Raw genomic sequence first — 14,161 nt, 5'->3', positions numbered from 1 at the left:
TGCACGGCGCGTTTTTCATTTTCGATGCGGATGATGCGGGAGCGTCCGCCGCCCCCTGTCAGCTGACCCACGGGTCGATCACGCGCAGGCCCGCCGCTTCGAACGGTGCGACGTCGCGTGTGGCCACGATCAAGCCGTTCGCTGCGGCTGTCGCGGCGATAAAGCCATCTGCCGATGCCAGCGCATTGCCCGTCGCACGAGCCTTCGCACGAAGGCTCGCATACGCTTTGCTGGCTGCATCGTCGAATGGCAGAACCCGGCCGCGAAACAGCGACACGATGCGCTGCTCGATGCTTTGGTGCAGCCAGTCTCGCCTCCGCCCTTCCGGCAACGCCGCCACGCCGAATCGCATTTCCGCGAGACTGATTGCGGCAAGAAACAGCGTCTCGACGTTCTGCGCGTCGAGCCATTCGATCACGGCCATGCTCGGCTCGCGTCGCAACGGCTCGGAAATGACGTTGGTATCGACCAGGATCATTCGAAGCTCATCGGGTCGGTGGGCGATCCGTCACGCCGAACCTCGAAATCGATACCGCCGGCCTCCCGCCCGATTTCAGCCAGCAGCGTTCCCAGCTTGGGCCGCCCGTCTGGCCGGACGGCCTGCTCCAGAATGTCGCGCACCTCGGCTTCGGTACTGCGGCCATGTTGCGCTGCGCGGACCCGAAGCGCGCGATGCACCTCGTCGGGCAAATTTCGAACCGTGATCACGGGCATGATGCGCCTCACTGAGATTGCTTTCAATGCAGTCATATTATCACCCTGCTGTCACTCTGAACGAACGAAGATGCAACCACTGTAATCGGCCCGCCACGCCCATCACACTCAGCCATTCGGCCATCCTGCCCCTCCCCGCAAGCGTTCAAGCCCTCTGCAACATTCGTCAACATTCTCATCACAAATGAGAACACGAACGCTTCTCATTTAACTTGAAATTACATAGAATGCCGCCTGAAAACAAATCGTAATAATTCTCGGCAGCGTGCACATTTCCGTAGCGCGTCGTTCCGGGAGCCACACTGCGAGGTCGAAGCGCATCATGAAGTCCCGTCCTGAAGAGCTGAAGCTCGGCAAATTCACCACCCTGTGCAGCGTGCTCGCCGCGAGCCCTGCGTTCGCCGACGGCACGCCGCCGCCCGCACCGGTCGCCACCGAAGGCCATCTCGCGCCGATCGAGGTCCAGGGCAAGACCGAGCACAGCTACAAGGCCGACTTTTCCGCCTCCACGAAATTCACCGCGCCGCTCGTCGACACGCCGAAGTCCGTGACCGTAATCCCGCAAGAGCTGATCCAGAACAGCGGCGCCGCAACGCTGGCCGAGGCGCTGCGCACCGTGCCGGGCATCACGTTCGGCGCCGGCGAAGGCGGCAACCCGCTCGGCGATCGTCCGTTCATCCGCGGCTACGACACGCAAGGCAGCATGTTCGTCGACGGGATGCGCGACACGGGCGCGACCACCCGCGAGATCTTCAACACCGAGCGCGTCGAGATCACCAAGGGCTCCGACGGCGCATACGGCGGCCGCGGCGGCGCGGGCGGCAGCATCAACCTGATCACGAAAGCGCCGCACCTCGGCACCACGGCGGCCGCGAGCGCCGGCCTCGGCACCGATCGCTACCGCCGCTTCACCGCCGACGGCAACTGGCAGTTCGCCGATCACGCGGCGTTCCGCCTGAACCTGATGAGCCACAACAACGACGTCGCCGGCCGCGACGCCGTCAACAACGAGCGCTGGGGCGTCGCGCCGTCGATCGCGTTCGGTCTCGGCACGCCGACGCGCGTGACCGCGAGCTACTACCACCTGTCGACCGACGACATGCCCGACGGCGGCATTCCGTACTTCTACACGACGTCGAACAAGCCCGCGAACGTCGACACGATCTATCCGGCGCCCGTCGACCGCCACAACTTCTACGGCCTGATCGACCGCGACTTCCGCAAGACCACGTCGGACATCAGCACGATCAAGATCGAGCACGACATCACGCCGAACCTGACGGTGCGCAACACCACGCGCTATACGGAGTCGACGCAGGACTACATCTGGACGCAGCCCGACGACAGCCAGGGCAACGTGGTCAACGGCCGAGTCTGGCGCCGCAACAACAACCGCAACAGCTCGGTCAACAGCCTCGCGAACCTGACCGAACTGTTCGGCGAATTCCGCACCGGCCCGTACAAGCACAGCTTCTCCACCGGCATCGAGCTGTCGCGCGAATGGGGCAAGCGCGATTCGTACACGGTCGCGACCGACAAGGGCACGGTCTGTCAGAAAGGCATCGGCGCGCCGTCCGGCTACAACTGCACGAGCCTGTGGTCGCCGAATCCGAACGATCCGTGGGCCGGTTCCGTCACGCGCAACAACGACTATGCGCATGCACGCACCACGACCAAATCGATCTACGGCTTCGACACGATCGAGCTCACGCCGCGCTGGCAGGTGAACGCCGGCGTGCGCGTCGACGATTATTCGACCCGCTTCACCGACACCAAGGCCAACGGCAGCAAGACCTACACGCGCGAGGACACGCTCTTCAACTGGCAGGCCGGCCTCGTGTTCAAGCCCGCGCGGAACGGCAGCATCTACGCGTCGTATGCGACGTCGTCGACGCCGGCCGGCATGCTGCTCGGCGAAGGCAGCGAGACGCAGTCGCTCACGCCGGGCCGCGGCGGCGTCGGATCGAACGCCGATCAGATGTCGCCGGAGAAGAACCGCAGCATCGAACTCGGCACGAAGTGGAACGTGCTGAACGACAAGCTGTCGCTGACCGCCGCGCTGTTCCAGATCGACACGACGAATGCACGCGTGGCGCTGCCGAACAACCAGTACGCGATGGTCGGCAACAAGCGCGTGCAGGGCCTCGAGCTTGGTGTCGCCGGGCAGATCACGAAGCAGTGGCAGGTGTTCGGCGGCTACACGTACATGAAGAGCGAGCTGCGCGACAACGGCAAGGATGCCGCGAACAACGGCCACCGGTTCCCCAATACGCCGAAGCACAGCCTGACGATGTGGTCGAACTACGACGTGACGCCGAAATTCACCGTCGGCGGCGGCGCGTTCTACATGTCGGAAGTGTTCGGCGATCCCGCGAACCTGCGTGCGGTGCCGTCGTACTGGCGCTTCGACGCGATGGCGCAATACCGGATCAACAAGAAGCTCGACCTGCAGCTGAACGTGAACAACCTGTTCAACCGCACGTATTTCGATCAGGCGTATCCGGCGCACTACGCATCGATCGCGCCGGGCCGCTCGGCGTTCGTCACGCTGAACGCGCGCTACTGATCGATGAAGACCGTCTCGCTGAAGGCGCTCGGGTCCGTGTCGCCGCGCGCGTTCGCCGACATCCTGGCCGGTCCGCCCGAGCGCGCCGCCGCGTGGGTCGCGGCGGCCGCCGACAACGGGATCGTCGACGCGCAGGCCGTCTACGGCCAGTACCTGCTCGACGGGCACGGCGTCGCGCGCGATCCGGCCGCCGCATTCGGCTGGTTCCGGCATGCGGCGCGGGCCGGTCACCCGATGGCGATGAACATGCTCGGCCGCTGCTACGAGTTCGGCTGGGGGACGGCCGCGTGCGCGCCGGTGGCCGTGTACTGGTACCGGCTCGCCGCGCAGGCCGGCCTCGACTGGGGCATGTACAACCTTGCGACGGCGCTCGCGCTCGGCAACGGCGTCGCCGAGGATCGCGCCGCCGCGCTCGACTGGTTTCGCCGCGCCGCCGCGCTCGGCCATGCGAAATCGATCAACCTGATCGGCGGCTTCTACGAGGACGGCTGGGTCGTGGCCGTCGATGTCGACGCCGCGTTCGACCACTATCGCCGCGCCGCCGAGGCCGGCGATTTCCGCGGCCAGTTCAACTACGCACGGCTGCTCGCCGATCGCGGGCGCGTCGACGAAGCCCTCGTCTGGTTGGCGCGCGTGCCGGCCACCGCCACCCCCGCGTTCGTCGCGAAGATGCGCGCGTATCTCGCGTCGTCGCCGCTCGATGCGTTGCGCGCGACGGCGCTGCAGTTGCCGTCTCACGGTATGGAATCCGAATCATGATGCTTCATATCCCAGGCGTGCTGACCCAGGCACAGGTCGCGCAGTGTCGCGAGATGCTCGATGCCGCCGACTGGATCGACGGCAACGCGACGTCCGGCACGCAGTCGGCGCTCGCGAAACGCAACCGGCAGTTGCAGGAAGGTTCGCCGGTCGCGCGCGCGGTCGGCGATGCGATCCAGGATGCGCTGGCTCGACATCCGCTGTTCTTTTCGGCGGCGCTGCCGCTGAAGGTGTTTCCACCGCTGTTCAATCGCTACGAAGGCGGCGAGGCATTCGGTACGCATGTCGACAACGCGATCCGGCTGCTGCGCGGCACGGATTTTCGCGTGCGCAGCGACCTGTCGGCGACGTTGTTTCTCGAGGAACCGCACGCGTACGACGGCGGCGAGCTGTGCGTGGAAGATACGTACGGCGTGCATCGCGCGAAGCTGCCGGCGGGCGATCTCGTGCTGTATCCGGCGTCGAGCCTGCATCGGGTGACGCCCGTGACGCGCGGAGAGCGGGTCGCATCGTTCTTCTGGATCCAGAGCATGGTGCGCGACGACGGCGATCGCACGCTGCTGTTTCAGCTCGATACGCAGATTCAGGCGTTGTCGGCGGACAAAGGCGCGAAGGATCCGATGGTCATTGCGCTGACGGGGATTTATCACAACCTGTTGAGGAAGTGGGCGGATGCGTAGTCGCGACAATCACGCCCGCTATGCACGCGCCATGCGCAAGTGCAAGGGCCATCGCGCCCTCCCCGCGTGCCGGCATTCATCTAACGAAATCGCCGATGACGGACCACGCGCCTTGCACCGCATTCACCGGCGACGGTTTCATCGATTACCCGTCGGAATGGTCGGCATGGGTCGTCCGGCGACCGCCGTTGGGCCGTGATGCAAGTTGAATCGCCCGCGATATGAGCCTCCGTCGATGGAACCTTCCCCAACGAACGCACCCGCCGACATTCTTTCCGGCGACAACGTCCCCGCATCGGTAACATCCGCACTTGCCGATCCCCGCCCGCTCCCGCACAATCGGGCCACCTGCCTTCCTCCCCCCGCGCCGATGTCCTATGCGTCACTCGCCACCGGCGTCCTGCTCGCCGGCGGTCTCGGTCAACGCTTCGACCCAAGCGGTCTGCACAGCAAGCTGCTCGCGCTGCTTCCCGACGGCACGCCGGTGGCGGTCGCGGCCGCCCGTCGCCTCGCCGCGGCCACGGCCGACGTGATCGCCGTCGTGCGTCCCGGCGCGGAAAAACTCGCGATTCTGCTGAACGAAGCCGGCTGCCAGGTCGTCTATGCGCCCGACGCGATGCGCGGCATGGGCGCAAGCCTCGCAGCCGGCGTTCGCGCGACGCCGGAAGCAACCGGCTGGCTGGTCGCGCTCGGCGACATGCCCTGGATCGCGGCATCCACCTACGAAACGGTCACGCGCGCGCTCGACGCCGACGACGCATCGATCGTCGCCCCCGTCCATCGCGGCGTGCGCGGTCATCCGGTCGGCTTCGCCGCGCACCATTACGATGCACTGGCCGCGCTCGACGGCGATACGGGCGCCCGCGCGTTGTTCGCGAGCGCACCGGTCAACCTGCTCGGCGTCGACGATCCCGGCATCCTGCGCGACGTCGACACGCCCGCGGATCTGCGCTGACATCGGCGCGCGCCGGCCGCACCGCACATCGTGGACGCCGGCCTTCGCGCGATCCGGCGCGATACCCGCAGAGGCTCTGCATATTGCGGGCAATCCGCATGCCGCCGCGAGAATCCCGCTGCAAACACCCGCCCGATTGCCTATAACGGAAACGAGGCGCGCCCGCCGCGCCACCGCCGCCACGCATTGCGCGAGTTCCCCATGGACCACACGACCCCGATGCCCGAGCCCCCGGCCGACCCGAACCGCGATCCGGAAGACGATCCGTTGTCGCCACCACCACCGGGGCATCCTCACGACAACCCGCAGCAACCCGACGGGCCGCCGAGCAAGGACCCGGTCTAGCCGGCGTCCGCCACGCCCCGCGACGGCCACCTGCCGGGCCGGTGCCGCCGCGAGCGTCCGCTACCGCGCCGTATATCCGCCGTCGATCGCCAGCGACACGCCGCTGATCATCGACGCCGCGTCGCTGAGCAGGAACAGGATCGGCTCGACCACCTCGTCCGGCTCCGCGAAGCGCCCGAGCGGAATCGCCGCGAGCATCGGCGCGCGCTTCTCCGGCTCGCTCCACGCGAACTGCGCCATTGGCGTGAGCGTGACGGTCGGGTTTACGCTGTTCACGCGAATTCCGTGCGCGCCGAGTTCGATGCAGAGCACGCGCGTCATCGCGTCGAGCGCCGCCTTCGACGCGCAATAGCTCAGATGCGCGGGCAGGCCGACGAGCGCGGCCTGGCTCGACACGTTGACGATGCTGCCCCGCGCGCGTGTCGCGCCTCGCCCCGCACGTTCGATCATCTTCCGCGCGACGGCCCGCGTGACCAGTGCGGCGCCGCGCGCATTGACGGCCATCACGCGATCGAAGTGCGTTGCACTCACCTCGAGCGCCGGTTCGAGCGACGCGATCCCCGCGCAGTTGACGAGCCCGTCGAACGCGTCGTGCACGGCGAGCGCCGCATCGATCGCGTGTTCGTCGCCGCCGATATCGATGCGCAAGGTTTCACATGCGATCTCGCCAGCCAGCGAATCGAGCGCGGCCGCATCGCGCCCCGCCGCGACGACCCGCGCGCCCGCATGGGCCAGCGCAACCGCGCAAGCGCGCCCGATGCCGCTCGACGCACCGGTGACGAGCACCCGCGCACTGTTGAAATCGAATCGTGTCTTCATGATGACGTGCGCAGTTCGTGCATGATCGGCTTGAGTGCCGGATACAACGCCGTGTAAAGCGCGAAGCGCGCCGCATACGCATTCGCGCGCGCGGCATCGGGACGCGCGCGTTCGACGAGCGTGACCCAGCCGCCCTGCGCGTCGTCGTGCGACAGCAGCCCCACGCCGACGCCCGCGAGCAGCGCGGCGCCCATCGCGGCCTCTACGTCCTGTTCGATCGTCCATACCGGAAAACCGGTCACGTCTGCGATGATCTGCATCCACAGCGCCGAATGCGCGGCACCGCCGACGACGATCAACCGGTCGTCCAGCGCCACCGCGCCGCGACGGCCGGCCTCGATGTTGTGCCGCAGCGCGAACGCAACGCCTTCGAGCACCGCGCGATACAGGTGCGCGCGCGTGTGCGCGAGGCTCAGCCCGACGAATGCACCGCTCGCCTTCGCGTCCCACACCGGGCTGCGTTCGCCCATCAGGTACGGCAGGAACAGCACGCCGTCCGCGCCGGGCGGCACGCTTTCGGCCGCTTCCTCGAGCAGCACGTGCGGGTCGCCGTGCGGCAGCAATCGCGCCGCATCGATCTCCGCGTGACAGAACTGATCACGGAACCACGTGACCGATGCACCGGCCGTGATCGCGCCGCCGAACACGTACAGGTCGCGCTGGCCGTCGAACACGTGCGGCATGCTGACGAGCCCGTGGCGCGCATCGACGTGCTGGTTCACGTAGCCCCAGCACATGCTGGTACCGATCATCGCGACATGCTGGCCGGTGTGCGTCGCGCCGGCCGCGAAGGTCGCGACGGCCGCATCCACGCCGCCCGCGACGACCGGCGTGCCGGCCGGCAGGCCGAGCCGTTCCGTCCATTGCGACAGCAGCCCGCCGACGACGCCGGTCGATTCGACGAGCCGCTCGGGCATCATCGTCGCGGGGATGCCGAGCATGTCGAGCGCATCGTCGGACCACTCGCGGCGCGCGACGTCGTACACGCCGCCGATGTTGCCGGCCGAACTGTGGTCGACCGCGACTTCGCCGGTCAGCAAATAGATCACATACGCATTCGGCGGCAGAAAATAACGCACGTTCGCCCACACGTCCGGCCGCTGCTCGCGCAGCCACAGCATCTTGGTGAACCCGTAGTAGCTGTCGACGCCGTTGCCCGTGATCACGCGCAGCCGCTCGACGTTCACGTTCTGGTTCACCCAGTCGACCTCCGCGGTCGCGCGCCGGTCCATCCAGATCAGGCACGGGTGCAGCGGCCGCATGTCGCTGTCGACCGGAACGCCGGAGCCGCCATACAGGCTGCTCACGCACACGGCGCGGATCGCGTCGGCCGGCACGCCGTGCGCGCGCGCGTCGCTCACGCAGCCCGCGATGCAGTCGAGCACCGCATCGAACCACACCTGCGGCCACTGCTCGGCCCACAGCGGGCGCGGCGTGTCGGGCTGGTAGCCGGCCGAACGGCGCGCGACGATCGTGCCGTGCCGGTCGACGAGCAGCGCCTTGGTGCTCTGCGTGCCGATGTCGACGCCTATCACGTATTCCATGATGTCTCCGGTGAGAGATCGCACGAGCCCGCGTTCAACGCGCCGGCTTCAGCAGCACCTTGATCGATTCGGGCGACTTCGCGACGCGGATCGCTTCGTCCCAGTCCTCCAGCGCGAAGCCGTGCGTGACGATGCCTTTCGACGTGACGAGCCCGCGCGCGAGCAAATCGATCGCGACCGGATAACAATACGGCCCCAGGTGCGCACCGCGCACGTCGAGCTCCTTGCGATCGCCGATGATCGACCAGTCGGCGGTCGTGTCCTCGCCGAACACGCTGAACTCGACGAACCGGCCGAGCTTGCGGATCAGTTCCAGCCCCTGGTTCACGCCGACCGGCGCGCCCGTCGTCTCGATGTACACGTCGCATCCGTAGCCGTCGGTCAGCGCGCGGACGATCTCGCGCGCATCGTCGCGCGTCGGATTGATCGTCACGTCCGCGCCGTATTGCCGCGCAAGTTCGAGGCGCTCGTCGATCAGGTCGATCACGACGAGTTTCTTCGGCGTCTTCAGGTGCGCGACCTGCGTCATCATCAGGCCGAGCGGGCCCGCGCCCGCGATCACGACGACGTCGTCGAGCTGAAGGTCGCCACGATTCACGGTATGGATCGCGCACGACAGCGGCTCGATGATCGCCGCGTCCTCGAGCGACACGCCGAGCGGAATCCGGTGCACGATCGCCGTCGGCGGAATGCGCATGTACTCGGCCATCCCGCCGTCGGCGACCTCGCGCTGGAAGCCGAAGATGTTGTGCACCTCGCACATCCAGTATTGGCCCGACTTGCAGTAGCGGCACTTGCCGCACGGCACGATCTGCTCGGCGATCACGCGGTCGCCCGGTGCGACGCCGAAATGCTCGGCCGCGCCGTCGCCGAGCGCTTCCACGTAGCCGAAGAATTCGTGGCCGGGAATCACGGGCGCCTTCACCCACGGGCTTGGGCCGCCCCAGAACATCTTCGCGCCCGTATAGCATTTGCAATCGCTCGCGCAGATCCCGCACGCGGCGATGCGGATCACGAGCTCGTTCGCGCCCGCGCGCGGCTTCGCAACCTGCTCGACGCGGTAATCCTCGGGGCCGTGGCAAACCACCGCGGTCATGCGCGGCTGGGCTTCGGGTGTCGTCATGAGTTGTCTCTTCCGTTGATGATTCGGATGTCTGATGAATGAATCGTTACCGCGACCGTTCGCGGCTGATGTAGATCGCGAGCAGGATGATTCCGCCCTTGATCACGTTCTGCACGTACGGGTTCACGCCGATCATGTTCAGCCCGTTGTTGAGCACGCCGAGCAGCAACGCACCGACGAGCGTGCCGAGGATCGCACCGCGCCCGCCGGAGATCGACGTGCCGCCCATCACGACGGCCGCGATTGCGTCCAGTTCGAAGCCGACGCCGGCGTTCGGCTGCCCGCTCATCAGGCGCCCGGTCAGTACGATCGCGGCAAGCGCAGACGTGAGCCCGGCCAGCGTGTAGACGATCAGCTTCACGCGCGCCACGCGCACGCCGGTGAGCCGCGTCGCCTGTTCGTTGCCGCCGATCGCATACACGTAGCGGCCGAACGGCATGCGATCGAGCAGCAGCCACGCGATCGCATAGACGACCAGCATGATCAGCACCGGCGCCTGGATGCCGAGCACCTTGCCGCTGCCGAAGAACGCGACCCAGTCGGGCAGCCCGTCGATCGGATAGCCGCCCGTGTAGATCAGCGCGAGGCCGCGTGCGATGCCCATCGTCGCGAGCGTGACGATGATCGGCGGCATCCCCGCAAACGCGACGAACACGCCGTTCAGAAAGCCGAACCCGAAGCCCACCGCGATGCCGATCGCGAGCGCAGCGACCGCATTCACACCGGCGACCATCAGCCCGGCCGCGAGCGTGCCGGACAGCGCCATGACCGAACCGACCGACAGGTCGATCCCGCCGGTCAGGATCACACAGGTCATGCCGACCGCGATGATCGCGTTGATCGACACCTGGCGCAGCACGTTCTCGAGGTTCGCGGCGGACAGGAAGCTCGGGCTCGCGATCATCATCGCGATGCACACGACGACCAGCCCGACGAACGGATAGAACAGCGTCGAGCGCCGCAGTTGCGTCCACATCGCGCGCGGCGGCGGCATCTCGCCGGCCGCGGCCGCGAGTGTCGGGGAAGACGGGGAAGAAGAATCATGCAGGTTCATGGGTCGCTCCTCGCGTGCCGGCCGTGGCATGGGTCATGACCGTGTCGGGATCGATCTCGTCGCCTTCGAGCGTCGCCTCGATGCGGCCCTGCCGGAACACGGCGACGCGATCGCACATGCCGACGATCTCCGGCAGCTCGGACGAGATCATGATGATGGCGTAGCCGCGCGCGGTGAGTTCGCGCATCAGCCCGTAGATTTCCGCTTTCGCGCCGACGTCGATGCCGCGGGTCGGCTCGTCGAAGATCAGCACCGTCGCGTGGTGATTCAGCCAGCGCGCGATCACGACCTTCTGCTGGTTGCCGCCGGACAGCGTCGCGACCTCGGTGTGGATCGACGGCGCCTTCACGCCGACGCGCCGCATCACGTCGTGCGTCGTGCGCGCTTCGCCGCGGCGATCGATCAGCCAGCGCATCGACCGGTACTTGCCGAGGTTGTTCAGCGAGATGTTGTCGCGAATCGAGAACGACGTGACGAGCCCTTCCGTCTTGCGGCTCTCCGGCAGAAGGCCAATGCCCGCGCGCAGCGCGTCGGCCGGATCGGCGAGCTTCGCCGCCGCGCCGCGCACGCGCACGTCCTTGCGGTGCGCGCGCGTCGCGCCGATCACCGCGAGCGCGGTCTCGGTCCGGCCCGACCCGACGAGCCCCGCGAAGCCCAGAATCTCGCCCGCATGCAGTTTGAAGCGGTTTACCGGGCCGTCGCGTTCGATTTGCAGCGCGTCGACTTCGAGCACGGCGGGCGCATCCGTGGCGCACGCCGGCTTCGGCGGGAAACTGCTTTCGAGCCGGCGGCCGACCATCATCCGCACCAGCTGCTCGACGTCCGTGCGCGCGACGTCGGTGGTCGCGACATACTGACCGTCGCGCAGCACCGTGATGCGATCGCACACCGCGAAAATCTCGTCGAGGTGATGCGAGATGAAGATCATCGCGACACCCTGCCGCTTCAGCTCGCGCATGATCGAGAACAGATGTTCTGCCTCGGCCGGCGTGAGCGTGGCGGTCGGTTCGTCGAGGATCAGGATGCGCGCGTCGAGCGACAGTGCCTTGCCGATCTCGACGAACTGCTGCTGCGCGACCGACAGCGTGCGTAGCGGCGCGTCGAGATCGATCGTCACGCCGAGCCGCGCGAAGATGCCGGCCGCGACGCGCCGCATCCGCGTGCGATCGCGCACACCCCAGCGGGTGCGCAGCTCGCGGCCGAGGAACAGGTTGTCGACGGCATCGAGGTGCGGAATCAGGCTGAATTCCTGGAACACGATGCCGACACCGGCCGCGACCGCGTCGTGATAACTCGCGAAATGCCGCGCGCTGCCGTCGATCTCGATCGTGCCGGTATCCGGCTGGTGGATCCCGCACAGGATCTTCATCAGCGTCGACTTGCCGGCCCCGTTCTCGCCGAGCAGCGCATGAATCTCGCCGCGCGCGATCTCGAGGTGAATGTCCGACAGCGCCTTCACGCCCGGAAAGCTTTTCGTGATGTGACTGAGCGTCAGTATCGTGTCCATCGGCTTCTCCGTGCGAAGGGCGTCGGCCGGGCCGCCGCCCTTCACGTCGCGTTGCGCGTCGCTCACCAGCTGAATCCCTTCGCATTGCCGCGATCGACGACCTTCACGTCGACCGGAATCGCCTTCGGCACCGTCGCGCCCCACTTGCGCGCGATCGCGATGCCGAGCGCGATGCGCACCTGGTCGGCCGGGAACTGCGCGGTCGTCTCGATGAACTTCGAGTTCGGCTTCTGGATCGCCGCGATCGCCTCGGGCGCGCCGTCGACGCTGGTCAACCTGATGTCCTTGCCCGATCCCTCGATCGCGGCGAGCGCGCCCATCGACCCGCCGTCGTTCACGCTGAAGATGCCCTTCAGGTTCGGATGCGCGGAGATCATGTTCTCCGTCACCGACAACGCGGTCGCGCGCTCCTGCTTGCCGTTCTGCGTGTCGACCAGCTTCACGTTCGGGAATTTCGCGAGGCCGGCCTTGCAGCCGCGCACGCGTTCGAGAATCGGCACGACCGGAATGCCGTCGAGGATCGCCACCTCGCCGCTGCCGCCGATCGCCTTCGCGAGGTATTCGCACGACATCACGCCCGCGTCGTAATTCTTCGAGCCGACAAACGAATCGACCGGGCCGTTCGCGTTCGCGTCGACGGCCACGACCACCGCACCGGCCTTCTTCGCCTGCGTGATCGCCGACTGGATGCCGGTCGAATCGGTCGGATTCACGAGCAGGATGTCGATCTTCTTCTGCAGCATGTCCTCGACGTCGCTCACCTGCTTGCTGACGTCGTGATGCGCGTCGGTCACGACGACCTGCGCACCGATCGACGCGGCCGCGTCGTTCAACGCCTTCTGCATCGTCACGAAATACGGATTGTTCAGCTCCTGGAAGGTCATGCCGATCCGCAGCGGCGCCGCATGCGTGACCATCGGGAACCAGGCTGCGACAGCTGCCGCGGCAACGGCCGCGATGCGTGCGGCGCGGCGGCGGGATGAAGCGGGCGATGCGTGCGTCATGACGGTGTCTCCGGTTATGTGCGGTTTTTTCGTGGGTGAGCGAGCCCCTCGCGACGCGAACGGCGCGATGGGCTGGGTGAAACGGCAAGGAAAAGTCAGGCGGACGAACGCCCGGCGATCATCCGGGCTGCGGTACGAGCCCGCGTGCGCCGGGCGTGACCACGCGCGGCGGCATCGGATTGCCGGTGGGCGCCGCGTGCAGCGCGAGTTCCCGGCTGCGCGCGTTCAACCGCTGCAGCGCGCGGAATTCGGTCGGCGCCATCCCCTTCACCGCGCGGAACTGGCGGTTGAAGTTGGACACGTTGTTGAAGCCGGCCTGGAAGCAGATGTCGGTGATGTTCGCGTCGTCGGCAAGCAGCATCTGGCATGCGGATTCGATCCGCAGCCGGTTCACGTACTGGACGAACGGCAACCCGGTATGGCGATGGAACGCGCGCGAGAATGCGCTGACGCTCTGCCCGGTCAATTGCGCGAGATCGGATTCGCGCAGCTCGGACGCGAGGTTCTTGCCGATGTACGACAGCGCGTGGCTGAGCCGCGTCGGCGTCACGTGCGCCTGGTCGTACGCGGGGCTCGCGAGCAGCGTGCGTTCGGCCGCGCTGCACAGCCGCTCGAGGATCGTCATGAACAGCGCGATGCGACGCATCCCGCGCGCGGTCAGCAATTCGTCGAACAGCGGCGCGATCGCGGCGCTCGTGACGTCGTCGAAGCCGACGCCGCGCCGCGCGTCGTCGAGCAGCGCCTGCGCGTCGCGGCATTCGGGAAACGCGTCCATGCAGCGGCGCACGAACGACGGATCGAACTGGATCACCAGATTGCGGCGCTCGACGGTTTCGCCTTCGGCCATGTCGCTGACCCAGTTGTGCGGCAGGTTCGGGCCGAGCAGCACGAGATGGCCGGGGCCGAACGAGCCGATATGGTCGCCGACGAAATACTTGCCGCTCGTCGCGACGATCAGGTGCAGTTCGAATTCGGGATGGAAATGCCAGCGGATCGTGCGGTACGGATAGCCGTGCGACCAGACCTTGAACGACTCGTCGCGTCGCACGTCGACCACTTCCAGATCGGGATGCATCATCCTGGCGTCTCCA

14 protein-coding genes are annotated in these 14,161 nt (G+C 67.1%); 5 read left to right on the top strand and 9 right to left on the bottom strand.

Going from position 1 to position 14,161, the window contains the following annotated elements; all coding sequences use genetic code 11:
* Window positions 1–58 precede the first annotated feature (58 nt).
* On the bottom strand, window positions 59–478 hold the full coding sequence (locus ACV22W_RS09990) for a PIN domain-containing protein (RefSeq protein ID WP_448018993.1): 420 nt from the start codon (window positions 476–478) through the stop codon (window positions 59–61).
* Window positions 475–714 carry a FitA-like ribbon-helix-helix domain-containing protein gene (locus tag ACV22W_RS09985; RefSeq protein WP_059527196.1) on the bottom strand — a complete coding sequence of 80 codons (240 nt, stop codon included), beginning with the start codon at window positions 712–714 and terminating at the stop codon, window positions 475–477. The genes ACV22W_RS09990 and ACV22W_RS09985 overlap by 4 nt, the downstream gene beginning before the upstream one ends.
* A gap of 322 nt (window positions 715–1,036) precedes the next feature.
* Here ACV22W_RS09985 and ACV22W_RS09980 point away from each other — a divergent pair, with 322 nt between their 5' ends.
* The 5 genes from ACV22W_RS09980 to ACV22W_RS09960 all read left to right on the top strand — a co-directional run bounded on the left by ACV22W_RS09980 (window position 1,037) and on the right by ACV22W_RS09960 (window position 6,019).
* Window positions 1,037–3,280 (top strand): TonB-dependent receptor, encoded by a 2,244-nt coding sequence (locus ACV22W_RS09980; protein WP_448018992.1) that lies wholly within the window; start codon window positions 1,037–1,039, stop codon window positions 3,278–3,280.
* Between the two features lie 3 nt (window positions 3,281–3,283).
* Entirely contained in the window at window positions 3,284–4,039 is a 756-nt protein-coding gene (locus tag ACV22W_RS09975; protein WP_448018991.1) for a tetratricopeptide repeat protein, read from the top strand.
* Complete coding sequence (locus ACV22W_RS09970; protein ID WP_448018990.1) at window positions 4,036–4,719, top strand: Fe2+-dependent dioxygenase; 684 nt, start codon at window positions 4,036–4,038, stop codon at window positions 4,717–4,719. Before ACV22W_RS09975 ends, ACV22W_RS09970 begins: the two co-directional genes overlap by 4 nt.
* Window positions 4,720–5,089: 370 nt before the next feature.
* Entirely contained in the window at window positions 5,090–5,674 is a 585-nt protein-coding gene (locus ACV22W_RS09965; RefSeq protein ID WP_448018989.1) for a nucleotidyltransferase family protein, read from the top strand.
* Between the two features lie 201 nt (window positions 5,675–5,875).
* The gene (locus ACV22W_RS09960; protein WP_006752960.1) at window positions 5,876–6,019 is read left to right on the top strand and encodes a hypothetical protein; all 144 of its coding nucleotides are present in this window, start codon (window positions 5,876–5,878) and stop codon (window positions 6,017–6,019) included.
* Between the two features lie 60 nt (window positions 6,020–6,079).
* Here ACV22W_RS09960 and ACV22W_RS09955 read toward each other — a convergent pair whose 3' ends face one another.
* From ACV22W_RS09955 to ACV22W_RS09925, 7 genes are all read right to left on the bottom strand, one after another.
* On the bottom strand, window positions 6,080–6,838 hold the full coding sequence (locus ACV22W_RS09955) for an SDR family oxidoreductase (RefSeq protein WP_448018988.1): 759 nt from the start codon (window positions 6,836–6,838) through the stop codon (window positions 6,080–6,082).
* Window positions 6,835–8,382, bottom strand: coding sequence for an FGGY-family carbohydrate kinase (locus ACV22W_RS09950; protein ID WP_448018987.1), 1,548 nt, complete (start codon window positions 8,380–8,382; stop codon window positions 6,835–6,837). Before ACV22W_RS09950 ends, ACV22W_RS09955 begins: the two co-directional genes overlap by 4 nt.
* A 34-nt stretch (window positions 8,383–8,416) precedes the next feature.
* Window positions 8,417–9,505 (bottom strand): alcohol dehydrogenase catalytic domain-containing protein, encoded by a 1,089-nt coding sequence (locus tag ACV22W_RS09945; protein ID WP_321848589.1) that lies wholly within the window; start codon window positions 9,503–9,505, stop codon window positions 8,417–8,419.
* A 46-nt stretch (window positions 9,506–9,551) separates the two neighbouring features.
* A complete protein-coding gene (locus tag ACV22W_RS09940) occupies window positions 9,552–10,559 on the bottom strand; it encodes an ABC transporter permease (protein ID WP_448018986.1) in 1,008 nt (335 codons plus the stop codon).
* The gene (locus ACV22W_RS09935) at window positions 10,546–12,066 is read right to left on the bottom strand and encodes a sugar ABC transporter ATP-binding protein (protein WP_448018999.1); all 1,521 of its coding nucleotides are present in this window, start codon (window positions 12,064–12,066) and stop codon (window positions 10,546–10,548) included. Before ACV22W_RS09935 ends, ACV22W_RS09940 begins: the two co-directional genes overlap by 14 nt.
* Window positions 12,067–12,128: 62 nt before the next feature.
* Entirely contained in the window at window positions 12,129–13,070 is a 942-nt protein-coding gene (locus ACV22W_RS09930; protein WP_059692153.1) for a substrate-binding domain-containing protein, read from the bottom strand.
* Window positions 13,071–13,188: 118 nt separating this feature from the next.
* On the bottom strand, window positions 13,189–14,148 hold the full coding sequence (locus ACV22W_RS09925) for an AraC family transcriptional regulator (protein WP_448018985.1): 960 nt from the start codon (window positions 14,146–14,148) through the stop codon (window positions 13,189–13,191).
* Window positions 14,149–14,161 lie beyond the last annotated feature (13 nt).

Source organism: Burkholderia sp. AW49-1 (assembly GCF_053427845.1).
Note: the sequence above shows the minus strand (reverse complement) of the source record. Positions and strands in the feature narration are given on the sequence as shown.

Coding starts and splice junctions, on each gene's coding strand:
- ACV22W_RS09975 (WP_448018991.1), top strand. CDS start 3,284: ATGAAGACCGTCTCGCTGAAGGCGCTCGGGTCCGTGTCGCCGCGCGCG.
- ACV22W_RS09925 (WP_448018985.1), bottom strand. CDS start 14,148: ATGATGCATCCCGATCTGGAAGTGGTCGACGTGCGACGCGACGAGTCG.
- ACV22W_RS09935 (WP_448018999.1), bottom strand. CDS start 12,066: ATGGACACGATACTGACGCTCAGTCACATCACGAAAAGCTTTCCGGGC.
- ACV22W_RS09960 (WP_006752960.1), top strand. CDS start 5,876: ATGGACCACACGACCCCGATGCCCGAGCCCCCGGCCGACCCGAACCGC.
- ACV22W_RS09950 (WP_448018987.1), bottom strand. CDS start 8,382: ATGGAATACGTGATAGGCGTCGACATCGGCACGCAGAGCACCAAGGCG.
- ACV22W_RS09970 (WP_448018990.1), top strand. CDS start 4,036: ATGATGCTTCATATCCCAGGCGTGCTGACCCAGGCACAGGTCGCGCAG.
- ACV22W_RS09930 (WP_059692153.1), bottom strand. CDS start 13,070: ATGACGCACGCATCGCCCGCTTCATCCCGCCGCCGCGCCGCACGCATC.
- ACV22W_RS09990 (WP_448018993.1), bottom strand. CDS start 478: ATGATCCTGGTCGATACCAACGTCATTTCCGAGCCGTTGCGACGCGAG.
- ACV22W_RS09940 (WP_448018986.1), bottom strand. CDS start 10,559: ATGAACCTGCATGATTCTTCTTCCCCGTCTTCCCCGACACTCGCGGCC.
- ACV22W_RS09945 (WP_321848589.1), bottom strand. CDS start 9,505: ATGACGACACCCGAAGCCCAGCCGCGCATGACCGCGGTGGTTTGCCAC.
- ACV22W_RS09980 (WP_448018992.1), top strand. CDS start 1,037: ATGAAGTCCCGTCCTGAAGAGCTGAAGCTCGGCAAATTCACCACCCTG.
- ACV22W_RS09955 (WP_448018988.1), bottom strand. CDS start 6,838: ATGAAGACACGATTCGATTTCAACAGTGCGCGGGTGCTCGTCACCGGT.
- ACV22W_RS09985 (WP_059527196.1), bottom strand. CDS start 714: ATGCCCGTGATCACGGTTCGAAATTTGCCCGACGAGGTGCATCGCGCG.
- ACV22W_RS09965 (WP_448018989.1), top strand. CDS start 5,090: ATGTCCTATGCGTCACTCGCCACCGGCGTCCTGCTCGCCGGCGGTCTC.